The organism is Rhodococcus sp. JS3073 (assembly GCF_026810085.1).
Taxonomy (GTDB): domain Bacteria; phylum Actinomycetota; class Actinomycetes; order Mycobacteriales; family Mycobacteriaceae; genus Rhodococcus_F; species Rhodococcus_F wratislaviensis.
On record NZ_CP113951.1, the window covers coordinates 4,797,226 to 4,821,847 of the forward strand.

At 62.4% G+C, this 24,622-nt stretch carries 17 protein-coding genes; 14 read left to right on the top strand and 3 right to left on the bottom strand.

Annotated elements, in window-relative coordinates; genetic code table 11:
• Positions 1-11: 11 nt before the first annotated feature.
• Positions 12-1,163 carry a Glu/Leu/Phe/Val family dehydrogenase gene (locus OYT95_RS21725; RefSeq protein WP_268789014.1) on the bottom strand — a complete coding sequence of 384 codons (1,152 nt, stop codon included), beginning with the start codon at positions 1,161-1,163 and terminating at the stop codon, positions 12-14.
• A 100-nt stretch (positions 1,164-1,263) separates the two neighbouring features.
• On the opposite strand from OYT95_RS21725, the gene OYT95_RS21730 reads away from it, so the two are divergent.
• Complete coding sequence (locus tag OYT95_RS21730; protein ID WP_268789015.1) at positions 1,264-2,187, top strand: LysR family transcriptional regulator; 924 nt, start codon at positions 1,264-1,266, stop codon at positions 2,185-2,187.
• 590 nt (positions 2,188-2,777) lie between these two features.
• Positions 2,778-6,224 (top strand): serine/threonine-protein kinase, encoded by a 3,447-nt coding sequence (locus OYT95_RS21735; protein ID WP_268789016.1) that lies wholly within the window; start codon positions 2,778-2,780, stop codon positions 6,222-6,224.
• A 979-nt stretch (positions 6,225-7,203) separates the two neighbouring features.
• Here the strand turns inward: OYT95_RS21735 and OYT95_RS21740 are convergent.
• A complete protein-coding gene (locus tag OYT95_RS21740) occupies positions 7,204-8,592 on the bottom strand; it encodes a M20/M25/M40 family metallo-hydrolase (protein ID WP_268789017.1) in 1,389 nt (462 codons plus the stop codon).
• A 119-nt stretch (positions 8,593-8,711) separates the two neighbouring features.
• Entirely contained in the window at positions 8,712-10,244 is a 1,533-nt protein-coding gene (locus OYT95_RS21745; protein WP_268789018.1) for a PucR family transcriptional regulator, read from the bottom strand.
• 91 nt (positions 10,245-10,335) lie between these two features.
• Between OYT95_RS21745 and OYT95_RS21750 the strand changes: the two genes are divergently transcribed.
• The 12 genes from OYT95_RS21750 to OYT95_RS21805 all read left to right on the top strand — a co-directional run bounded on the left by OYT95_RS21750 (position 10,336) and on the right by OYT95_RS21805 (position 24,615).
• Positions 10,336-11,451: a DUF917 domain-containing protein gene (locus tag OYT95_RS21750; RefSeq protein WP_268789019.1), complete on the top strand. Its 1,116-nt coding sequence runs from the start codon at positions 10,336-10,338 to the stop codon at positions 11,449-11,451.
• A gap of 70 nt (positions 11,452-11,521) precedes the next feature.
• Positions 11,522-12,544, top strand: coding sequence for a sugar ABC transporter substrate-binding protein (locus tag OYT95_RS21755; protein ID WP_268789020.1), 1,023 nt, complete (start codon positions 11,522-11,524; stop codon positions 12,542-12,544).
• 46 nt (positions 12,545-12,590) lie between these two features.
• Positions 12,591-14,111 (top strand): sugar ABC transporter ATP-binding protein, encoded by a 1,521-nt coding sequence (locus tag OYT95_RS21760; RefSeq protein WP_268789021.1) that lies wholly within the window; start codon positions 12,591-12,593, stop codon positions 14,109-14,111.
• Positions 14,108-15,127, top strand: a complete 1,020-nt coding sequence (locus tag OYT95_RS21765; RefSeq protein ID WP_268789022.1) for an ABC transporter permease — start codon at positions 14,108-14,110, stop codon at positions 15,125-15,127. The genes OYT95_RS21760 and OYT95_RS21765 overlap by 4 nt, the downstream gene beginning before the upstream one ends.
• 68 nt (positions 15,128-15,195) lie before the next feature.
• Entirely contained in the window at positions 15,196-16,233 is a 1,038-nt protein-coding gene (locus OYT95_RS21770) for a zinc-dependent alcohol dehydrogenase (protein ID WP_268789023.1), read from the top strand.
• Positions 16,234-16,245: 12 nt separating this feature from the next.
• Positions 16,246-17,055, top strand: a complete 810-nt coding sequence (locus tag OYT95_RS21775) for a TatD family hydrolase (RefSeq protein ID WP_268789024.1) — start codon at positions 16,246-16,248, stop codon at positions 17,053-17,055.
• 7 nt (positions 17,056-17,062) lie between these two features.
• Positions 17,063-18,622 carry a hydantoinase/oxoprolinase family protein gene (locus OYT95_RS21780; protein ID WP_268789025.1) on the top strand — a complete coding sequence of 520 codons (1,560 nt, stop codon included), beginning with the start codon at positions 17,063-17,065 and terminating at the stop codon, positions 18,620-18,622.
• A gap of 32 nt (positions 18,623-18,654) precedes the next feature.
• Positions 18,655-19,590, top strand: a complete 936-nt coding sequence (locus OYT95_RS21785) for a PDR/VanB family oxidoreductase (protein WP_268789026.1) — start codon at positions 18,655-18,657, stop codon at positions 19,588-19,590.
• 13 nt (positions 19,591-19,603) lie between these two features.
• Positions 19,604-20,236 (top strand): MSMEG_1061 family FMN-dependent PPOX-type flavoprotein, encoded by a 633-nt coding sequence (locus OYT95_RS21790; RefSeq protein ID WP_268789027.1) that lies wholly within the window; start codon positions 19,604-19,606, stop codon positions 20,234-20,236.
• 725 nt (positions 20,237-20,961) lie between these two features.
• The gene (locus tag OYT95_RS21795; protein WP_268789028.1) at positions 20,962-23,184 is read left to right on the top strand and encodes a thiamine pyrophosphate-dependent enzyme; all 2,223 of its coding nucleotides are present in this window, start codon (positions 20,962-20,964) and stop codon (positions 23,182-23,184) included.
• A gap of 127 nt (positions 23,185-23,311) precedes the next feature.
• On the top strand, positions 23,312-23,845 hold the full coding sequence (locus OYT95_RS21800) for a gluconokinase (RefSeq protein ID WP_268789029.1): 534 nt from the start codon (positions 23,312-23,314) through the stop codon (positions 23,843-23,845).
• Positions 23,842-24,615 carry an SDR family oxidoreductase gene (locus OYT95_RS21805; RefSeq protein ID WP_037242707.1) on the top strand — a complete coding sequence of 258 codons (774 nt, stop codon included), beginning with the start codon at positions 23,842-23,844 and terminating at the stop codon, positions 24,613-24,615. The genes OYT95_RS21800 and OYT95_RS21805 overlap by 4 nt, the downstream gene beginning before the upstream one ends.
• Positions 24,616-24,622 lie beyond the last annotated feature (7 nt).

The following is a 24,622-nucleotide window of genomic DNA, read 5'->3' on the forward strand; positions in this document are numbered from 1 at the left end:
CGGTGTCCCTGTCATGCGTTCGCGCGGATCTGACCTCGCGCCACCATTGCGGCACGCACCCGCGACTGGGCGATGCGACGAGCGGCGTCGTGTGGCAGGGCGCCGTGCGCCGCGACCTCGTCGAGGACTTCGCTGGTGTTGGCCCGGAGGCGCTGGGAGACGAGGTCGAGTACGGCCTTCCCCTCCGGGCGGAACGGGGAGTAACGGGCCTCCATGGCGACACCGGCCGCCACGATTCCTCCGGCGTTGGCGACGAAGTCCGGAACGACCAGTACGTCGTTGCGCGCAAACACCTTCAGTGCCTGCGGGCTGGCAGGCAGGTTGGCGCCTTCGACGACCAGCGTGGCCTTGACCTCGCGGGCCGACTGTTCGTCGATGACGTCCTGCAACGCGGCAGGGACCAGGACGTCGCAGTCGACGAAGATCTCACGCCCTGCGGGCAGGACGGTCGCGCCCGGGTAGTGCTCGGCCAGGTGATCACCGAAATCAGCTTTCAGTTTCAGCAGCAGAGCGACGTCGAGGCCATTCGGGTCGTGAAGGGCGCCCACCGACGTCGACACGGCCACGATCGTGGATCCGAACGCGGCGAAGCGTTCGGCCGCGGCGGAACCTACCGCGCCGAAGCCTTGGATGGAGATCCGTGCGTTCCCGAGGTCGACGCCCCGGCGTTCCGCGGCGACCTGAGCGGACTCGGCGACACCGAAGCCGGTCACACCGAGCTGATCGTAGGGAACACCGCCGAGTTCGTGCGGACTGCCGACCGCCGCGCCGCGGTCGCCGAGTTCGTCCTGAAAAATGGCCGCGTCGTTCTCGGTGAGTCCCATGTCGAGCCCGAGGACGTACTCGCGTGGTACTTCGTTGGAAAGCTTGCGGGCAAAGGCCCGGAGGATCTCTTCCTTGTTCGCTGCGTGCGGATCGCCGGCGATTCCCGCCTTCGCACCGCCGTGGAACATGTCGACGCCTGCCCATTTCCACGTCATCACCCGTGCGAGGCGTGCGATCTCGCCGACGGTGACGGTAGGGCTCATCCGCGTTCCGCCCTTACCGATTCCCCGGGCCGTGTTGTCGATGACGAGCACGCCCCTCATGCCCGAGCGGCGGTCGGAAACGACCACCACCTTCTCGGGACCCCAGTCGTCGATCTGCGAGAGTAGGTCGGTCATGATCGGTGTGCTCCTGTGCTGCGTAGTGTTTGACCGTCGACCGGTTCCGGCCGTCGGCGATATCGTGGACGTCTGTTCTCGACTCGAAGGATGACGCGACATGCTCAACCCAGTTCATCTGCGGACACTCGAAGTGGTGACCGAGACCGGATCGTTCGCGGCGGCGGCTCGCGAGCTCGGATACACGGCCTCGGCGGTGTCGCAGCAAATGGAGGCGCTCGAAAGAGCATCCGGTATGCGCCTTTTCGATCGTGAGGCGCGTGGCGTCAAGATCACCGAGATGGCGAGAATGCTGACCGAGCGCGCTCGGGGAGTTCTGGCCGAGCTGTACGAACTCGACGCCGACGTGCGGGGGATCGCCACCGGCCGTACCGGTCGTCTCCGCGTCGGATGCTTCCCGACCGCGGGTGCACGCATTTTGCCGTCGGCGTTGTCGAACTTGCGTGAGACTCATCCGGCAGTGGAGGTGTCCCTTCGGATCGGGGAGCCGAAGGACACCGTGCCCATGATCGAATCCGGCGAACTCGACATCGCGTTCACCTACGAGTACGCGGCGCTGCAGCAGCGATGGTCCGATGCGGTAGTCGAAAAGCCGTTGATCGTAGAGGATCTGGTATTCCTGAGCCCCTCCGACGAGGGGATTCATGAGGCGACGGACATCGAGCGTGCCAGCACGTTGCAGTGGATCTCGAGCGGCGCCGGCACTGCCGGTGAGCTGACGATGTACCGCATCTGTGCGGATATGGGATTCGTCCCCGAGCTGAATCTCAGAACCGAATACTACGACCTCGTCACGGAATTCGTCGGTGCCGGACTCGGAGTGGCAATCGTCCCCGCACTGGGAATCCTCGATCACCCGACTGTGTCCATCGTGCCGCTGCACTCGCCCTGGGCGCGTCGCACGGTCGCGTTGGTTCACCGTCGGAACCCCAGCAACCCGCTGATACCGGTGGTCGTCGACTCCTTCGTGGAAACGGTGACCACGCACGATTGGGGTCGGTACGTCACCGTGGCGGCGTCTTGAGTGTCTAGTGATGTCACCGTATTCTCCAACCCTTCCGGACTCGTGGGTAACTGCTGAATCAACCTTGCACGACCGGGCGGACGACTGAAAGTGCTGGAGCGACCGACCTTGTGGTCCTGAGCGTAAGAGCTGCTAAACAACACCACAGCAGCCAAGGAAAGCGGGGAAGTTGGTTGCGTCGGATGCTCGAGGCGAGCGCCGGATAGTTTTGGCGCGCCGATCCCCGATCGGCTCATGAAGTCTTGGCGTTTCGCTGGAATCGTCGGCCGGTGAGGGGATACGGAGTTCGAACACACGTGCTCGTCGACGGATCGAACTTCACAGCATGAAGGAGGGGACTGGTCTTTTTGTTTTCCACCGCCGAGTCCTCCCCGGATGTTGCTAGTTTGCGCGGCGATGCATCAGGTCATGCGGACCAGTACTCGCACGGCCGAACGCTGCAGAACCAGTCTTCGCCAGCGCTCACGGCGGGCGGGCAATGACTGCAACCGCCGCAGCCCCGCACGTCTGCGCCCACCACGACCGGTATCAGAGGCATCTTGCGGCAGTCGGCTCGGGAGTATCGTGACCTCTGATGACGAGGTGAGGATATGGGCGCCGACTCCGATTTCCGCTTTTCCGAGGGCGAACGACAGTCCGGGCTCGCGGCGGAACTCGAGCATGAGGGTTTTGATGACGCCCAAGAGGTTGGGCGCGGTGGGTTCGGTGTTGTTTACCGCTGTCACGAGCGGGTTCTCAACCGCTCGGTCGCCATCAAAGTGCTCTCCACCGACATCAATGGAGGGAACCTCGCACGGTTTCTCCGTGAAGAGCACGCCATGGGCACGCTCTCCGGCCACCCGAACATCGTCAACGTTTTCCACGTCGGCACGACAGCGGCCGGGCATCCGTACATCGTCATGCCCTTCTATGCCGGGGGCTCCTACGAGCAAATGGTCAAACTAAACGGTCCACTACCTCCGGCGGAGGTCCTGCGAATCGGGGTGAAGACCGCTGGTGCGCTGGCAGCAGCACATCACCTCGAGATCCTTCATCGTGATGTCAAACCCGCGAACATACTGCGCACCGACTACAACGAACCGCAACTGTGCGATTTCGGTATCGCCAGAATGGTCGGAGGCTTCCAGACCACCCGAAGCTCCATCAACGGATCACCCGGCTTCACTGCGCCAGAGATATTCCGCGGTGAGGATCCCAGCGTAGCCGCCGACATCTACAGCCTCGGAGCAACAATGTTCTGCCTGCTCACCGGGCATGCCGCATTCGCCCGGCGCAGTGGCGAGCGCATGATCGCGCAGTTCGTCCGAATCACCACCGAACCAATTCCCGACCTGCGTCAAATTGGTATCCCCGAGGATATCTCGGCGTGCGTCGAGATTGCGATGGCACCAGAGCCGGCCGATCGGTTCTCGAGCGCGGTCGAACTCGGCGAGACTCTCCGTGAGGTCGAGGAACGGGCAGGACTGCAAGTCGACGACATGGCGCTGCCATTCACGACGACCGAAACCTCGCGGACGGTCCGTTCCGTCCAGGTTCCCTCGAGAACGGTCACGACACCCAACCCCGCGCTGACGCTACCGCCGTCGGCGATCACAAAATTCCTTGCTCCCCGGCCTACACGCACCGCCATCGAACGCCGACAGCTCCTCGAACTACTGCGTGACACACCCCGTCGGCGGTTAACTCTCATCCACGCGCCTGCCGGATACGGCAAGACCACGCTCGTCGCACAATGGGCGAAAACCCTGCAAAAGGACCGAACTGACGTCGCATGGCTCAGCGTGGATGCGGATGACAACGACACCATATGGTTCCTCGCGCATGTGATCGAAGCCATCCGCCATGTTCGGCCGACCATCGCCCGATCGGCGCGACAAGTCCTCGAAGAACATGCCGAACGCGCGGAGCGCTACGTTCTCACCAGCCTCATCAACGACGTGCACGCCGGCGGGTCGCCGCTCGTCCTCGTTCTCGAGGACTGGCACTACATCGGGAACACCCACACAGCATCAGCACTCAAATACCTGCTGGAGAATGGCCCCGAGCAGCTGTCTTTAGTAGTCACGAGCCGCAATAGAGAAGGGCTTCCCCTCAACACCATGCGACTGCGCGACGAACTGGAGGAAATCGACCACACCCGCCTCCGGTTCACAGATGCCGAGGCCCGTTCCTTTCTTCTCGAAAGGGCCCGCGTTGACATTTCCGAAGGCGAGGCGATGCAACTCAGTCACGCGGTCGAGGGCTGGCCCGCAGCATTGCACCTCGCGGCGTTATCAATACATCAGGACCGCGATCCCGCTACCCTGCTCCGGGGAATATCTGGCGGGCATCCCGCAATAAGCGAGTACCTCACCGACACCGTGGTCTCAACTCTGCCGGCGCCGCAACTCTCGCTCCTCGAGGCGATGTCGATCACCGGCCGAGTCAGCGGCGCGCTCGCCTCAGCGCTGACCGGCGACGTCCGCGCCGAATCGCTGCTCGAGGAAGCAGAACGCCAGGACATGTTCGTCACCCGGGTCGACGGTGATACCACGTGGTATCGGTGCAACCCGCTGCTTGCCGACTACCTGCGTCGTCGTCTCGAACAGCACGAACCCGATCGTCTCCGCACCCTGCATTACACAGCGTCGCAGTGGTACGCCGATCGCCAAATGCTCGGCGAAGCAGTACATCACGCACTGGCGTCTGGCAACGAGGACTTCGCTGCCGACCTGATCGAAGCCGAAACGCACAACCTGATCGGCCATTCACGAATGGCAACACTGTTGAGTTTGGCGGCGAAAATCCCTGCACCGGTCACAGCACGCCATCCACACCTACAGATCGCGGTCGCACGCGCGAACGTTTCCCTCCATCGTCTTCATGAGGCAGAGGAAACCCTGAGGAAGGTCGATGACATTGTTGCCCGCGACCCGCTGCCTGCAGAGGACACCAGAATTCTGCGCATCGAAGCGGGTGCCATACGTGCAATAGCGAGAATCAACGCCGACCACATCGAGGGCGTCACCGAACTCGTCACCCCATGTCTGGAAACTCCCGACACACTTCCGCCCTGGGTGGTTGCTGTTGCAGCGAATGCGGCGTCGTTCGTCGACATCTACACGTTCAATCTCGACGAGGCCCGACAAAGGCAGCGCTGGGCCGAGCCGTATCACCTTCGAGCCCAGGGGTCGTTCGGTGCTATCTATGGACATTGTTACTCAGGCATCGCCGCTTCCGAGCAACTTGACATCACGGCTGCCGAACGAAGCTTTCGAGACGCGCTTGTCCTCGCCGAGAGCGGGACCGGTCCTCACTCGCACGCCTCACAACTAGCTGGTGCTCTGCTCGGCGCCCTCCTGTATGAAAAGGACCAGCTCGACGAGGCCGACACGTTGCTCAAAGAGAGCTACCAGCTCGGATTCGAGGTCGGTGCCGCGGACGTGTTGATTGCGACTTATGTGACGGGCGCACGTCTGAAAATGGTCCGCGGTGATCTCGAAGGGGCGTCGAACTTGCTCCGCCTCGGTGCGGAGGCGGCGCAAACGCTATCGTTGCCGAGGCTCGCCGCCTGCGTCGACAACGAGCGGGCGCGCTCGCAACTGCCTGGTGGACCGATCCCTCAGATATCACGATCACGACGATCGTGGACTTCACGTCCGGCGACAGTAGCGACGGTTACCGAGGAAATCAACGAATCAGCCCTTATCAGACGCATGATGAGACACCCAGCAACCGTCGGTACCGCACACGAGCGCGCGGACAGCCTGGTCCAATCCATCAGAGTCTGGCAGCGGCCCAGAGCAGAACTGCACGCCGAGGTGCTTCTGGCGGCGTGCCAGTTCGCTACAGGGGATGTGCGCGAAGCCAAATCGACTCTGGTGTCGGTGCTCGATCGGTGCGCCCGACACGGTCTGTGGCGCGTGGTCCTCGATGCCGGTGAGGAAGTGGACGCCATTCTGTCCTCGCTCCGCTCAGATCTCGACACGGGGCGATGGCGACCGGAATGGCCCGACTTGGCATCAGCAACACTCGCACGCATGAGCACCATCCCGTAGCGGCCGTCTCGATACCATGTCGGGGTCCGAGAATGTCGGGTGGTAGCCAAATCATTCTGCGGTGGGCATAGATTCACGCGAAGAAGCGGCGACCGTCACCAACAATTGCCGGCCGCATTCGCGAGCGCGGTATGAAGGGTCTAAAGGTGCCGTGTCGAAATATATGGTGGCGGATAGGCTTTTCTCAGTTGTAAGTATTCGTCGCTGTCATTGCCGTCGGACTCGCGGATGATTTGCCAAAGTCGCTGTGTGAATCGACCTGTGTGCATGCCAAAATTGATGAATACTTCTTCCTCGGGTGGTCCACCGAAGTGAGCCCACCTGCGTGCAAAGGTGAGAATATCCTCGACTTCTGTTATTCTGCTTCGTAATTGCGCACGGCGGTGTTCTGCCAGTCGTCGTCGATCGCGCCGCCGACGGTAGCGGTGGACGTCCAATTCCGCAGACGAGGGCTCCTTCGCAGAGGGCATGGATCCGCCGGTCCGGTCTACGGGTTGGCATCCTTCGGGTTTGCTTGCAGACATCGCGTTCTCAATTCGAGGGAAATCTTGTATCAATTGGGGAATCGGTCGTGCCGCATCGTGCTATCGAGTTGGATTTGCTCCAACTCTTCCGCGAAGTTTAATCGCGCCGAAGCTCTTCCGCGAGTGTCGTGAGGACTGATGGGGCGTACAGTTGTTCAATAGATATGTCGGAGTGGTCGGCCGATCGTTGCTGTTGAATGCGTATGGCTGTCGCCAGATGTCGTCGATATTCGGCGACATCGATCCCAAATTCGGATCGGATCCGCTCAGGGGGTGGCCCCCCGATGGGTGCCCACAAGATCGCGAGATCGAGGACATCCTCGAGATGAATGGCGTACGGCACGATGCGGTCCTTTCTCGTTTGGGTACGGCCAGCGGCGCGCGACACTCCCCTGGGGGTATCGGTATCGGTTTCGGGTTCTGGGCCGCCAATCTGGCCGAATGTGGTGAGTTCGTCAGGTGTGGTTCACACCGTTGGTTACGCCGTTACGGGTGAAGCGGCTGCCCATGTCAGCGAGGAATATGCATTGCGCCAGAATCATGCGCTCGAGCTCGAAGGGATCGATGCTTTCGTTCGGTCCGTGAATTTGCGATTGGGCAACATCTTCCGCACCCCACAGAATCGTCGCCGCTGATGGAGCTATATCGCGGAGCAAGTTCGCGGCGGGTACGGCCCCACCCGAACCGATCATTTCGGTTGGATGGCCGTCGAACGATGCGGACATCGCCTCGCGTGCAACCGAGTAGACCGCACTGTCGAGTGCCTGAGGCGCAAGTCCCCGAGCGGCGCCGAGACGTTCGAATTCGATCTCGGCCCAGTGGGGCCTGTGATTGCGGAGGTGGTCTATGACGGCGGTGAGCTCTTCGTCGGAGTCGGCGGTTGGTGCGGTCCGAATTGAGATTTTTGCCGTCGCTGTTGCGTGGAGTACGTTCGACGACTCGTCGACGCTGGGTACATCGATGCCTAGTACCGAGATCGCGGGATTGGTCCATAACCGAGATGCGATCGGTCCGACTCCGTTCAACGACGAGCTGTCCTCGATGCCGGCACTCGCGCGAAGCCAGTTCTCGTCGACGTTCGGGTCCTGCCAATTGCCTGTGGTCAGCTTGTCAACCACGATTGACCCCGTTTGATCATGAAGGGAAGACAGCGTCTGAAGTAGCGCCGTCAGCGCGTCCGGAGTTGGACCACCGAAAAGTCCTGAATGTGTATCGAAAGTAAGAGTTTTGACTCTTGCGAGGCAGGATGCGACTCCGCGGAGGGAGCATGTTATCGCCGGCTTTCCGACGCTCAGGTTGCCCATGTCCGCGATGACGACGGCAGCCGCGTTCTCCAAGCCCATCTCGTTGTGCAACGCTTGGGCAAGGTTGCTCTTCGTTTCCTCTTCGCCCTCGATGATTATCTTCAGGTTCACTGGAGGGTGTCCGCCGAAGATGCGGAGCGTCGCCGCATGCATAATGAGGCCGGATTTGTCGTCGGCGACGCCGCGACCATAGAGTCGTTTGTCCTGCCCCCAAGTGGCGGTCCAGGGGTCTGTCGCCCACCCTTGCGCCGGCGATGCCGGTTGTACGTCATAGTGCGCATACAGGACAACGGTGGGGGAGCCAACCGGTCCGGGGACGTCGGCATAGACGACCGGATTTCCGTGCGGAATCTCGATCAGCTCTGTTCGTGGTGCTCCGCTGATCGTCAGCAGTTGAGCGGCGTGGTTGGCCATATCCCGTATCGGTTCGCGAGGGTAGCCGGGCAGGGAAACCGACGGTATCGCTACGGCGGCGCACAACTGGTCCAGCATTTCCGGCATCAAGGCGCTTACCTGTGTGCGCAGGTTTTCAATCTGCATGATTCCTCGTTCCTCGCTCGGGCCGAAACTGCCCCGCCAGCGTGGAATTACTGTGAACCTTGCGTGTACTCGATGCCATGTCGCAAAGCGACAGAGAACTGCGATCTCTTGTCGTTCGGCTACATATTCGGTTGAGCGGACTGATCAGACGACTGGGATTCGTCATGTTCGGCTAGCCATAGGCGGCACGCGAGTTGCAATACGAGTCGCCTGTCCCGGTCGTTCAGAGTCTCCTCGAGAACGTCTAGTGCCTTCTCGAGGCGGTACTTGATCGCATTGGGGTGGAGGTAGAGGACCGCGGCGGCTTTGGCTTTCGAACCTTGACAGTCGAGGTAGGTGCTCAGGGTCTGTATGAGCGTGTACTTCGAGCGGGTGGGAATGTCGTCGACCTCTGACAATGCGTCATACAGCGTCCGGTGGGCGACGGGAGATGTCGAGAGGTCGGCCAGGATTCTCTCGAGCGGTGATGTCTCGAGGCTCAACACTTGGCCGCTGAGGTTTCGCGCTTGAGCGGCGCGGGCAGCCGCCTGTGCCTCCGCCGCTGCTGTTCGAAGCCCTGCAGCTCCCGATTCGTCCGAGCTGATTCCTGCGAAGAATCGAAATCCCGGAAAGCGGCTGGTAAGGGTATCGACGACCGCGCGTGCGACGTCGCGGAGGGGTTCGATATCGGTGACGGAGTCGTCGCGGTGTGACCATACGATCCCGAGGTCGTTGTTGATATGGGTCGTGAGCCACTCGTCGGTGGGAAGGTGAAGTACTTCGCGAAGTGCGACGGTCGCCACCGCTTGCTGCTGTCGTCCGTCGACCGACCACCCCCGGGGTGATCCTTTTGTATCGACCGCCGTTATGCATGCGAAGGCGTGGCGGGCATCGAGGGAGACCCCGGATGTTCGCGCGTGTTGTTCGGCAAATCGTCGCGCGCCGCCGGCTGCGTGTAGCACTGCGGCGACAACTTCGCCTCTTCGCTCCGTTGTGCGGACACCTCTGCCCAGGCGGTCTGAAACCACAGCCGCGACCGACGGCAGCACGATGGATGAACTCGGATCGGGTTTGCTCGTCAACCACCCCATGGTGATGCCTTGGAGGGTGACCGGCTCGGCGTTGTCGGGTTCGCGCTCGCCGCCGAACCATCGGATAGAGATCGGAGAGGGGAGGTGGGCTGAAACGCTGCGGAGAATGTCGTCCGGCGATGCCTCGGGGGCTGCCCGCTTGAGGGCATCGACCGCTCGCTGGGCGCGTTCGATGGAGGGGTAGTGCTCGACGTCGATCATTTGGTCGAGCACTCGTACGAGCAACACGATTGAGACGTCCCCATCGCATCCGAAGATCCGGATGCCGGTTCTTTCTGCGAGTTGGCGCACGGTGGATGGCACTCGCTTCAGCCCGACCAGGACGAGGCCGGCGACTCCGGACTCGGCTGCGACACGGGCGGCAACGTCCAATTCATAGTTGGCCGCGTTCTCCAACGCCTCCCGCGGGACGATCAGGATGGACGACTTCAGCTGTGTCACGAGCCGACCTTGAACTTCGAGGATCTCTGCCAGTTTGGAGACAGCGGTCAGGGCTACCGGCTGACTGAGGAACTCGGTCGGCCCGGCGAGCAACGTGAGCGGGTCTTGGCCTTCAATGCCTGACAACTCGGCAACTTGCACGTCATCGACTGTAGAAGACCAACAAATCCGCAGTCAACTTTGTTTATCGACGACATTGTTGCGCAGAAATGTCTGATGGATAGTTTCGGCTATGAACCCGATCACAGCAGTGACCGCCCCCCGGGACTCCTACACCCAACTTGTCGACGAAGGTGCCATCGAGGCGCTCGCGCTCGGTTGCGCGGTGTTCGGCGCCGGTGGCGGTGGAAACGTCGAGACCGGTGCGTGGGCCGCGCGACACGCGATCTCCGTGCACGGACCCGTCGAGGTCGTGGCCCTGGAGGCACTCGACGACGACGATCTGATTCTCCCACTTCACGCCATTGGAGCGCCGACCGTGTCGCAGGAGATGCTGCCGAGCGGAAACGAGCCCGGGCTGATCCGAACGGAGGTCGAGCGAATCTTCGGCAAACCGGTACGGGCACTGATGGCCGGCGAGATCGGCGGGGCGAACGGAGTACGGGCTGCGGGCTGGGCCTCCTCGCTCGGAGTGCCCCTTCTCGACGCCGACGGTATGGGGCGAGCATTTCCCGAGATCGACATGGTTTCGATGCAACTCGCCGGTCTCAAACCAGACGTCATCGTTCTCGCCGACGTCCAGGGCAATGTGACAACCTGCCGGCCGCTCGACGGGCCATGGGCGGAAAGGCTGGCGCGAGCCGTGTGCGTTGCAAGCGGTTCGACCGCCTTGATGACGAGCTACGTGATGACCGCCGCCCAGGCGAGAGGTGCTGTCATCGAGCGAAGTGTATCCAGGGCAATCGAGGTGGGGCAGCTACTTCAACGTCCCGGCACAGGAGTCGCAGCTTTGTGCGAGACCCTCGACGCCACGCAACTCATCACCGGGAAGATCGTCGAACTCGATCGTGCGGATGTGGGAGGGTTCGCACGAGGCAGTGCGGTTATCTCCGGAACCGGCAACGACCGTGGACGGCTCGTCCGACTCGAGATCCAAAACGAAAACCTCCTCGCACTCGAGGATGGGGTCGCGGTTGCGACAACGCCCGACCCGATCGTTGTGCTGGACGCGGAATCGGCACACGCCCTGGGAACGGACACCCTGCAGTACGGGCAGCGAGTGACAGTAATCGCGTGGCCGTGCCATCCGATCTGGCGCAGCGACGCCGGCGTACAGAAGACCGGACCTTCCGCATTCGGGTACGAGATCCCCTTCCGGCCGATTCCGGCCGTCTCCCTCTCCCAGTAGCAAACGTGACCGCTCGTTCACGAGAACCGAGCGATCCGGAAACCCTCGAACAACGTAAAGGAACGTCACCATGTTCGAAGTTCGCCGCGTCAAACGAATTACAGTGAGCTGTCTCGGTATCGGCCTCGCGGTCGCCTTCGGGGGAGCCGCGTGCGGATCGGCAGGCGGAGAGGCTTCGAGCAAGACCGATAGCGTCGCCGTACTCGTCGGTGGCGGATCGAACGCGTACCAGGCCGCTGGCGTCGAAGCCATCAAGGCCAGTGCCGCAGACGCGGGAATCAGCGTCGACGTCTTCGATGCCGCGTACGAAGCGAGCAAGCAGTACTCGCAGCTCCAGACCGCGCTGACATCGGGCAAATACGGCGGTGTCATCATCGATCCGGTCGATGGAGCGGGAATTGTCTCCCTGGTCAAGCAGGCAAAGTCGGCCGGCATCGAGGTAGCTTCGTGGAATCAGCCGATCGGATCCGACTACACGACACCGGAACCGACCGTCGACGGTGTCACAAACCAAGCCATGCTTCCGCTGACCGAAAGTGGGCGAATCTCAGGTGAATTGACGAAGAAAGCATGCGCGGACGCGAAGTCCGATCCGTGCAAGGTAGCGATTCTCTACTACAAGAAGGGCTCCACGTACGACACGGCCGTGATGGAAGGGTTCGACGCGGCAATTGCCGACTCGCCGTCCATCCAGGTCGTCGCCGGCGCTGACACCGAGGCGACCCGGCAGGGTGGCCTCGCTGGCGCGCAGACAATCCTCACCGGCACTCCCGACACCGACGTCATGGTCGGCACGTCACAGGCAGTGACCGGTGCGGTACCCGCGGTGGCGAACTCCGCTGAGAAAGTGTTCCTGATCGGTCAGGCACTCACAAGACAGGGAGCCGAGGGCGTCCGAAGTGGCGACCTGTATGGCGGTACGCAAGCAATGGCGGGGGAGGAGGGCCGACTGGCATTCGAGCAGTTGGTCAACGCCATGGAAGGTAAGCCATTTATTTCAGGCATCAATCCCGGCGAGTACCTGAATTCTCCGTGCCTTTCCGGCGTCCTTCAGTCCAACGTCGAGCAATGCTCCTTCGACTTCAACGGTTGAGCTACCGACACCGAACTCACGTATGACCATGGAAGGAAGAGGTCTCATGTCGCAGAGTTCATTCGAAGCGAGAGCTGTTCGAAAATCGTACGCCGGACAGACAGTACTGAACGGCGTGAGCCTCTCGATAGCGGCCGGGACGATCCACGCCCTCGTCGGGGAGAACGGCGCCGGAAAATCGACGCTTGCAAGCATCATCGCCGGGGCGAACCGACCCGACTCTGGAAGCATCCACATCGACGGTAAACAGGTCGATATCACCTCACCCAGATCTGCCCGCCAACACGGGATAACCTTCGTCTCACAAGAACTGTCACTCGTTCCCAAACGGTCGGTGATCGAAAACGTCTTCGCGGGGATACTTCCCACCGCATTTCCGGGAATTGTGTCGCGCCCCCAGATGCTTCGGCAGTTCAAAGAACTCCTCGGCCGCACGAATCTACAGCTACCTGCGGACACACTGGTCGAAGAACTGAACTCGGTGGAACAGGAATTCGTCGAGATCCTGCGTGCCGTTGCAGGAGGCGCCAGGCTCATCATCCTCGACGAGCCGACCACAGCGACGACGCAGGATCAGGCCGATCAGATCTATCAATTGATGCGGGACCTTGCTGCGGCCGGCGTTGCTGTCGTCCTCATTTCCCACGATCTCGACGACCTTCTGCGAGTAGTCGACACCGTATCAGTACTGCGAGACGGCAACCTCGTCAAGACAATTGCCGCGAAGGACGTCACCAAGGACGCTCTGATTACGCTCATGATCGGCCGTAAGCTCAGTGAACTATTTCCGCAAAAGGTTCTGTGCGACAACTCGATCGCCCCGGCCCTCGAAGCCCGCGGACTATCGCGAACTGGAATCTTGAACGACATTTCGCTGTCGGTGCGCCCCGGGGAGATCCTCGGAATCGCGGGCCTGGTCGGGAGTGGACGGACCGAGTTGCTGCGCGCAATCGTCGGCGCTGACAAGGTCGACTCAGGCATCCTCGAGCTCCACGGAAAGCGGATCGACATCAAGAGCCTCCAAACCGCTCAGCGTGCTGGAATAGCTCTGATTCCCGAGAATCGAAAGACGCAGGGCCTGCATCTCGATCACTCGATCAGCCGAAACATCGTGCTTCCCCACCTACCAAGCCTCAGTCGATGGGGATTTGTCAATAGAAGCCAGGTACGGCAGGCCACACACAGGTCAACCCTCGCCACGCGTGTGAAGATGACATCTTCCGGTGCCGCGGTTCGAACACTCTCCGGCGGAAATCAACAACGAGTCCTCTTCGCCAAGTGGCTCGTCGATCGGCCAGATGTGTTGCTGGTAGACGAGCCCACACGTGGTGTCGACGTCAAGGGCAAACGGATCATCTATGAAATTCTCGTCGAGGTCGCTCGGCAAGGCACTGCGGTCATCGTCGTGTCGTCGGAAGCTACCGAAGTCATCGGGCTGAGCCATCGAATCATTGTGATGCACAAAGGATCAACGTCTCGCGAACTCGTAGGAGACGAGATCTCGGAAGACGCGATCGTACGAGCCGCCTTCGGTGGCGTCGAAGACGGAAAGGCTACTATCAAATGACATCGGCCAACTTACTCGGCAAGATCGCCGACCCACCGGAACCGGCTGGCGACCGGCACCAGCCCTCACTGACCGACAGGGCCGTCAACTATGCACGACAGGCGGGGATCCTCATCCCCTTCTTGGCGCTGTTCATTCTCCTGAGCTTCTCCAGCAGCTCGTTTCTCACGACAACCAACCTGCTCAACTTGTTCGATCAGCAGTCCACGATCTTGATCGTTGCGGTCACAAGCACGCTTGTCCTGATCGCAGGGGGAGTGGATCTGTCCGCCGGGGCGGTCTACGCACTGAGTGGTCTGGTGGCAGCGAAGTTGACCTCGTCCGGGTGGGATCCCTACCTCAGCGTGGCAGTGGCAGTGGTGTTCGGCCTAGTGATTGGTATCGTGAACGGGCTCTTCGTCACGGTTATTCACATCAATCCCCTCATCACCACCCTGGCGACGGCGTACGTAGTTTCCGGCATCGCGACGATTGTGGCCGGTGGAACGGTACTCATCGTCGACGACGAGCGCTTCATGCAGCTGGGCAACGCAGCATTCGGTCAGCTGAAGGTCACGTCCATCCTTGCGCTGCTGGTCATCGCGGCCACATGGATCCTTCTCAGCGCGGCAACGTACGGTCGCTGGCTCTTCGCGGTGGGCGGGAACGAGGAGGCGGCACGCCTGTCCGGGATTCGAGTAACCATGGTGAAGGTCGCAGCGTACGCGATCAGCGGTGCCGGAGCCGCATTCGCCGGAGTGCTCGTTGTCTCGCGCGTTGGCTCAGGTCAAGCAGATCAAGGAGCACAGAATTCTTTGGTCTTCATTGTCTTGGCCGGCATCGTCATTGGCGGCACAAGCTTGCTCGGCGGCGAAGGCGCGATTTGGAAGACCTGCGTCGGCATCATGTTTCTGGCTTTGATCACGAACGGGTTCGTGCTCCTCAGCCTGGACAGCGTGTACCAGCAGATCGCCGCGGGCGCGCTCATCATCATCGCCGTGGGAGCGGATAGCTGGCGACGACTACGTCGGAGATGAGCAATCCAGATGGGCTTCCAATGCCCAATAACCCAATCAGAATTAGCAATCGACACAGAGGAAGCACCATGGAAGCGCAGTCTGTATGGTTCCCGGCGGAACGAAAGGTGGAGATTCGTCGCGAGCAACTTCCGGAGATCGGATCGACCGAAGTGCTCGCGGAATCGATCGCATCGGGTATCAGCCACGGAACCGAGATGACGATCTTCCGGGGTCAGGCTCCGGATGTCCGGACTTTCCTCGACCTTCCGCAGGATCTGATCCAGCCGCAGGCGACGATGGGCGGATCCTTCGAGCAAAGGTTTCCGATCAAGTACGCCTACGCGAACGTCGGTCGAGTTCTCGAGGCTGGTGCCGACAGCGGGTTGCGCCGGGGTGACCTGATCTTCGCACGCGTCCCCCATCAGAGCCACTTTGTCGTTGACCGTTCGCTGACCACGAAGTTGCCGGACGATCTGTCTCCGGTGGATGCGGCGACGACCATCGGTCTTCTGGATGTGGCGGTCAATGCGCTGCTCGACCATCCAGTTCTCGTTGGTGACGTTGTCGTAGTATTCGGTCTCGGCCTTGTAGGGCTCTTCACTCTGCAGCTGGCCAGGAGAACTGCGTCGACCGTGATCGCGGTCGATCCGATCGCACACCGGCGGGATTTGGCATTGCGGTTTGGCGCCGACCTTGCAGTCGGACCCGAGGCTGCGCTCGAAGCGGTGCGCGACCTCAGCGGCGGCCGCGGAGCGGATGTGTCGATCGAGGCAAGCGGCGCGCCTGCTGCGTTACAGTCCGCGATCGAGGCAACCGGGGCTGAGGGGACGATCGTGGTTCCGGCCTATTACGGGCGCAAGCCTGTCGAACTCATTCTCTCACCGGAGTTCCACATGCGACGGCTCCGGATGGTCAGCTCGTCGGTGAATGCGCCTGACGGCCGCTTGTCCGCCCGTTGGACGAACGAACGCCGGCTGAATCTCGACGTGAGCTTGTTGAACGAGCTCCATGCTGGAGATTTGATCAGTCACCGGATTCCCTTCGACGAGGCGGAACGCGCTTTCGCTCTGGTCGACGAACATCCCGACGAAGTGTTGTCAGTCGTGCTCACGCACGAGGCATGACCGAGCGGACGGATGATGAACGTCCTCGTGGATGCGCACTGCCATATCGGAAAGTACCCGGATCGGGACGGCACCGTGAAACGTGCACGGGCGGCGGGGATTCGTCCGATCGTCGCCACCTCACGACCGTCGGAGTTCAGGGACCTCATCGAACTCTTCGGCATGAACGCCGACCTGGACATCGGTCTCGGTTTCCACCCCGAATGCGCTGGCAGTGTCTATGTACCTACTGAGATCGAGATCTTCAACGAGTATGTCGGCCGGGCGCGGTGGATCTCGGAGATTGGTTTGGACGGGTTGATCGCCGACTCGACATCCTCGCACTTCGGGAACATCCCTACACTTGACGAACAGGTGGCGTTGTTTCGCGCAGTGCTCGACAGGGCTGGGTCCGGCAAGGTCTACTCGATCCATTCCCGCGGAGCAGCGTCGTTGACTATGGACGTACTCGACGAGTTCTCTATTGATCACGTTGTATTGCACAGCTTTTCGGGGACATTGGGAGAAGCCCGACGTGCCGTGGAGCGAGGGTTCTACTTCTCCATTCATCCCGCGATGGTGTCCACCAGCGAGGGCCGGTCGATCGTTAACTGGCTTCCAATCGATCGCATGCTCATCGAGACGGACGGCCCGTACTTCGCCTGGCACGACCGACCAATCGAGCCATCCGATTACCGAGAGATCGTCGCGGAGGTCAGCCGCACCAGGCGTACCGACTCACGAGATCTCCTCGATCAGCTGGGACGAAATTATCTCACCTTGACAGGTGTAGCCACCGGATCAGCGCCGGTGACACAAGTACCTGACGACTTTGAAGGATAGGACGATTGTGACTCGAGATTTGCGAATCGGCATCGATGTCGGCGGAACCCACACAGATGCTGTAGTCCTCGACTCGGCCGACCACGTTGTCGCTTGGACCAAGCGCCACACGAGCGCGGACGTCAGTTCGGGCATCGAGGTTGCGCTGGGCGACGTGCTGGACCAGTTGGGCGACCGTTCTCAGAGGGTCGGCCAGGTGATGCTGGGGACGACACACGGGATCAACGCGATCCTCGAGCGCCGTGGGCTTGCGAAGGTGGCGGCGATCCGGTTGGGTGCGCCCGCAACCACGAGTGTTCCACCCCTGATCTCCTGGCCCGCTGATCTGCGGCAGTGCGCAGTGATCGCGTCGGCAACGCTCCCCGGCGGAAACTACGTGTCGGGCGGATCGATCCAAGATGTGGACCGGCAAGCGATTCGGGAATTCCTCGAACGCGCAGGTGAGGAGACGGAATCCGTCGCCATCACAGGTGTGTTCAGCCCGGCCTACCGGGACCAGGAGCTGCAGGCGGCGGAGATCGTGCGGGATGTGTTGGGCCCGGATGTCGGAATTTCGTTGAGCCACGAGATCGGCTCGCTGGGATTATTGGCCCGAGAGAACGCGGCAGTGCTGAATGCGAGTCTTCGGCATGTCGCGCGTGAAGTTGCAACTGCGCTGCGCGAGATTCTGGATAAGCGAGGGATCGACGCGCCGACCTACTTTGCTCAGAACGACGGAACTCTGATGGGCGTAGACCAGGCCACGAAATTCCCCGTACTGACGATCGGTTCCGGCCCCGCCAACTCCATCCGCGGCGCCGCATACTTGACTGGGTTGACCGACGCATTGATTGCGGACGTGGGCGGTACCTCTACCGATTTCGGCGTGCTCGTGGGAGGTTATCCCCGCGAGGCCTCACTGGGCGCCGAGCTTGCCGGCGTCAAGACGAATTTCCGTATGCCTGATGTTCTCAGCATCAGTGTTGGTGGTGGCACCGTCGTGAGGAACCGGTCGGGGGAGGTCACGGTCGGACCGGAGTCGGTCGGATTCGGTCTGGCCACCGAGGGGCTGTGTTTCGGCGGTGACACGCCGACGCTCACGGACGCTGCCGTGCTAGCCGGTCGTGGTGAGGTCGGGTCGGTTCGCCCGAGTTCGAAGTATGGACGTGTGCTGCGAGAAGCGCTCGCGATCGCGGACGAGGAACTCGCCGACGCGGTGGAGAGCATGAATGCGTCTCGCGATTCGAACACCATGGTGGTGGTTGGCGGTGCGGGGTTCGTCGTTCCGGAGACTCATGAGCGACTTCCTCGGATCATTCGGCCGAAGTACGGGTCGGTGGCCAATGCCGTCGGTGTCGCGATCGCACCGGTCAGTAGTCGTTGGGACACTGTCATTCCTAGCGGACACGACCGGCGGCAGGCAATCAGTGAAGCGTCGGACATTGCAACCTCGCGAGCGATTCAGGCAGGTGCCGATCCGAGCCGTGTCGACATCATCGAGATCACCGAGACACCTGTGGGGTACCTGCCTCAGCCGGCAACTCGCCTGCGTGTGCGTGCGGCAGGCCCTCTGGGGCATGTTTCCTAGCGTCCGTACCCGATGAACAGGATGGTGAACCCATGGAAGCAGTTGTCTCAGAGCTGATCCTGGAATCGGACTCTGTCTATTCCCTCAAGCTCGTCCCTACAGGGGCGGAACGATTCCCAGACTGGTCCCCAGGGGCGCATCTCGATCTCCGATTACCCCCGGGGACGACCCGGCAGTACTCGATCATCGAGTCCGGTCCAGATTGCGCGTGGTTCCGAGTGGCAGTACTTCGCGATCCCAATAGTCGTGGTGGGTCGGAATACGTGCATCTCTTTCTCCGTCCTGGGCAGCGCGTGATGATCGGCGGACCTCGGAACCACTTCCCGCTCGAGCCGGCCTCCTCCTACCTCTTCATCGCGGGGGGAATTGGTATCACGCCGATCCTGCCGATGGTTGCGTACGCAAGGAGCAGGGGAATTGCGCACACGCTTCACTATGGTGGGCGCACGCGCTCATCGATGGCGTACGTCGGACGGGTCGAGTCGTGGGGGTCGTCCAGCGTGCTGTGGCCGGAGGACAGCGTTGGGCGTATCCCACTTCGGGAAATCATGGAACGGGACGAGCTACGCTCGGCGGTCTATACCTGCGGTCCTGAACCGCTGATCAAATCCGTCGTCGACACAGCTGCCGCAGTCGGATACGCGGAAAGCGACGTGCACGTCGAGCGGTTCAAACCCCGGGTCAAGCCCCAGACCCCGAATCGGCCTATCACGGTGTCTGCGCAACGTTCCGGCGTGACCGTGGAGGTCGACGCGTCGACGTCGATCCTCGACGGGTTACTTCGGGCAGGTGTGAGCGTCAATGCAAGCTGCAGGTCCGGGGTCTGTGGAACCTGCGAGGTGGGGGTGCGAGGCGGGATTCCAGAACACCGAGACGATGTTCTGACCGCCGATCAGCAGTCTCGAGGCGACAGCATGCTGGTCTGTGTCTCCCGCGCTTTCAGCGACGAATTGGTTCTCGACGTGTGAACAGGAGCAGCGTGTGAGTGATGGTGGATACAGAAGATTGACCGTGGAAGACATTCGAGCGGCGCTGGGAGAGCCCGATGCGCCTGTTCGACAGAAGATCGTACGTACGCTCGATGTGAGTGCTCAGCGATTCATTGCTCATTCCCCGTTCGTCTGTTTGGGCACTGCCAGTAAGGATGGAGCGGACGCGAGTCCGCGCGGCGACAATCCCGGATTCGTCCGTGTGCTCGACTCGACAACGGTGGCGCTACCCGATCGAACGGGCAACAACCTCTGTGATTCTTTTCGGAACGTCATCGAAAACCCCTCCGTTGGGATGCTCTTCATCGTCCCCGGGATGCGGGAGACCCTCCGAGTGAATGGAAACGGGTTCGTGACGGACGATCGAGATCTCCTTCGTCGGTTCGAAGTCGACGGGCGGATCCCGAAATTGGCGCTCGTCGTTTCGGTTACGGAGGTGTACTTCCATTGCGGGAAGTCGCTTATCCGATCGAGGCTCTGGGACCCAGATGCGCAGTTGATCGCACCGCATGTGACGCTGGGAAGCAATGTCTTCTCGATGCACAACGTGGAAAGAGACAAGGTCTCGGGAACCGCGTCCCAACTAGGGGAAGTTCTCGAACGAAGCTACGTGACGGAGTTGTAGCGGCCAGGCCTGAGCGCCCATGCACTGAAAGCACGCGAATCGCCGTGATTGGTTGGGGCACTTGATCAACGCAGTGATCTGATCCGCCGCGACCGAGAGCGGGTTCCAGGCGGGTCCGGGATCCAATACATCGGTGCCGTTAGTGTGTCGGACTATTGCACCCGGATGGTTTCGGCTGCTGTGTTCGAACGAGGCGTCTCGGCCCCCTTTCCCCGTGCTGGGCTCGTGACGAACCTTCGATCTTTGGTGAGCACGTTGTTACTGGTTGCTGAGTAATTGGCCAGAGGGGCAGTATTCATAAGAAATAAACGTGGGATTGATATCCGGAGCGAGAATTGAGGTTCGTGGAAACGGTGACCACGCACGATTGGGGTCGGTACGTCACCGTGGCGGCGCTCTGACCGTCTCGAATTATCCACCGTGATCCCTTCCCGTAACTTGCGCGTGGTCACCGATGCATCAACCATGCACGACCGGGCGGGCGACTGACAGCGCTGGAGCGACCGACCTGGTGACCCTCAGGGCAAGTTCTGCTTAATGATGTAAAAGAGCAGGTCCGGGGATTGCCTGCCGCCTTCGGGGCCCGCCTGGGCAGCCGCGGCCGCAGTATTCTTCGTGGTGACGGTCACGGCCCGGCGCGAGGAACAGTCGACCTTACGGTGAGGCATCGAGACTCTGATCCTGCGACTCTTGCCCGCTGATCGGCGCCACAGGATGATCTAGGGATGGCCGAACAGATCGACGATTACTTCACCTCTGTCGTGTCGGGGCTGGTCCCCGGGGAGAGCCGCCCCGGCGTCGGTCCGGAGGATCCGATCCAGCGGCCGTCCCCGTTGTCGGTGCAGGGCGCTCTGGACCTCTTCGACGCCCAGGTCGGCAGCAGGCATCTCGATCTGGCGGCCCGCTGGCTGCGGTCGCGAGGCCAGGGTTTCTACACGATCGGCTCTTCCGGGCACGAGAGCAACGCCGCCGTCGCGGCCGCGCTGCGACCCACCGATCCCGCTCTGCTGCACTACCGTTCCGGTGGTTTCTTCCTGGCGCGGGCGCAGCAGGTGGATGGCAGTGATCCACTGCGCGACATCCTCCTCGGGCTCGTGGCCGCGACGGAGGAACCGATATCGGGTGGCAGGCACAAGGTGTTCGGCCGGCACGACCTCAACATCATTCCCCAAACCTCCACCATCGCTTCGCATCTCCCACGAGCTGTCGGTGTCGCCTTCTCCATCGCCCGGTCGGAGAAGTTGCGCGTCGATTCGCCGTGGCCGGCCGACGCCGTCGCCGTGTGCAGCTTCGGGGACGCGTCCGCGAACCACTCCACCGCCGTCGGTGCCATCAACACCGCGGTGCACGCCTCCTACCAGGGGTTGCCGTTGCCGCTGCTGCTGGTGTGCGAGGACAACGGGATCGGGATCAGCACCAAGACCCCGAAGGGCTGGATCGCCGCGAACTTCGGTGACCGGGCAGGACTCGAGTACTTCGAGGCGGACGGCTCCGACCTGCCGGCGGCGTACGCAACGGCGAAGCATGCTGCCGACTGGGTTCGCAGGCACCGGAAGCCGGCGTTCCTGCGCCTGCGCACCGTCCGGTTGATGGGTCACGCCGGCTCCGATGTGGAGGCCGCTTACCGGACATCCGCGGAGATCGCCGCCGACTTCGATCGCGACCCGATGCTGTGCACGGCGAAACTGCTGGTCGAGCGAGGGCACCTGAGCCCCACCGACATCCTCGACCTCTACGAGACCAAGCGCGCCGAGGTTCTCCGATTGGCCGAGCAGGTCGGCGAGTTACCCCAACTGGACAGCCCCGCCGCGGTGATGAGGCCCATCACCGACAGTGCCGACCAGGCCGCCGCGGCCGTACCGGAGCACGTCGACCCGGACCGTCGCGCGCAGCTCGTCGGATCCCCCCTTCCCGAGGAGGAAGGTCCGCTCACCACCGGTCTCGCGATCAACCGCGCCCTGCTCGACGTGCTGGCCCGATACCCGGAGGCGCTGGTGTTCGGTGAGGACGTCGCCCGCAAGGGCGGTGTCTACGGGGTGACCCGCGGCCTGATGAAGAAGGCGGGGTCGGCGCGCGTCTTCGACACCCTCCTCGACGAGCAGGCGATCCTCGGGCTCGCGCTGGGCGCGGGGGTCTCCGGACTGGTGCCCATCCCGGAAATCCAGTACCTGGCCTACCTGCACAATGCCGCCGACCAGATCCGCGGGGAGGGCGCGACGTTGCAGTTCTTCTCCGACCGTCAGTACCGCAACCCGATGGTGGTCCGGGTCGCGGGATACGGGTATCAGAAGGGATTCGGCGGGCATTTCCACAACGACAACGCCGTCGCCGCGCTGCGCGACATCCCCGGCATCGTCGTGGCCTCCCCGGCACGCCCCGACGACGCCGCCGCCATGATGCACACGTGCGCCGCGGCCGCCCGCACCGCGGGGGCACTGTGTGTGTATCTGGAACCGATTGCGCTGTACCACACCCGAGATCTCTACGAGGACGGTGACGAGCAGTGGCTGGCACCGTATCCGGATCCGGCGAAGCGGACCGAGAACCACGTGCCGATCGGCTCCGCCCGCACGTACGGTGACGGCACCGACCTGACCATCGTCACGTTCGGCAACGGGGTGCGCATGAGCCTGCGCGTCGCACGCCGGCTCGAACAGGCGCACATCACCGCGCGCGTAGTGGATATGCGCTGGCTCGCACCGCTGCCCGTGCACGACATCGTCCGGGAAGCGAACGCTACCGGCCGGGTCCTCGTCGTCGACGAGACCCGCCAGTCGGGGGGTGTGTCCGAAGGTGTGGTCGCCGCGCTGGTCGACGACGGCTTCACCGGGGCGCTCGCACGCGTGACGAGCGACGACAGCTTCATCCCCCTCGGCGACGCCGCACTCGAGGTCCTGCTCTCCGAGGAGACCATCGAGGCCGCGGCGGTCAAACTCGTGAGCCGGTAACACCGGCATCCCTCGCGCTTCGCTATGACGGCAACGTCAACCGGTATCCCCTCCGCCATTGCCAAGCTGTCGTCCGGTCGGGCATGTTCGAACTGCATCTCTCCCCACCGGCGGACAGGAACAATTCATGAGTGGCGATCAGCGACCCCACATCGTGGTGATGGGGGTGACCGGCTGCGGGAAGACGACAGTCGCGCAGCAACTTTCCGAACTGACCGGCCAGCGATTCCTCGACGCCGACGATCTGCATCCGCCGTCGAACGTCGAGAAGATGGCCGCCGGTATCCCGCTGACCGACGACGACCGGGCGCCGTGGCTCGCAGTCGTCCGTGATCGGCTGCAGGAGCTGTCCGATCAGGGGCGCCGCGGCGTGGTGGCGTGCTCGGCGCTACGGCGGAGCTATCGGGACATCCTCCGCGACGTCTCCGCCCCGGTGCTGTTCGTCCACCTCACGGGAGATCGGGAGGTCATCCACGGCCGGATGCAGGCGCGCAGCGGGCACTTCATGCCGCCTGCCCTGCTCGATTCCCAGTTCGCGGCCCTCGAGCCGCTCGGCGCCGACGAGTTCGGAGTGGTCCTGGACGTCGCTCCGGCACCCGAGATGATCGCACGGGCCGCCGTCGAGTACCTGCACGAAGAACGAAAGGTCGCCACACAGTGAGTTCGCACGGGAATTTCGATGTCGAGGGCAAGATCGCGCTCGTCACAGGGTCGAGTCGGGGAATCGGTTTCGCACTCGCCAACGGACTCGCCGAGGCGGGTGCGGAGGTCGTGCTCAACGGCCGCGACGCCGAGGCCCTCGCACGCAGCCGCGACGAGATCGTCCGCGCCACCGGTGCGACAGTCCACACCTGCGCCTTCGACGTCACCGCTCCCGAGGAGGTCGCCGCGGCCGCGCAGCGGGTCGAGGACGAGATCGGTCCCGTCGAGATCGTCGTGAACAACACCGGCGTCCAGCACCGCAGCCCACTGCTCGAGTTCGGCGACGACGACTTCCGTCGCGTACTCGACACCAACCTGAGCAGCGCCTTCTTCGTCGGCCGCGAGTTCGCTCGGGCGATGGTCCGGCGCGGGCACGGGAAGATCGTGAACATCTGTTCCGTCCAGAGTGAACTGGGCCGGGCGGGCATCGCCCCGTACGCCGCGAGCAAGGGCGGACTGAAGATGCTCACACGCGGAATGTGCGCCGACTGGGCACCATTGGGACTGCAGGCCAACGCGATCGCACCCGGCTACTTCGACACCCAGCTCACCGAGGCGCTCGTGAACGATGCCGACTTCAGTGCGTGGCTGACCAAACGCACGCCCGCCGGGCGGTGGGGGCGCACCGAGGAACTCGTGGGCGCGCTGCTCTTCCTCTCCTCGCCGGCGTCGGACTTCGTCAACGGCCAGATCCTGTACGTCGACGGCGGCCTGACCGCCGTAGTCTGATCCCCTC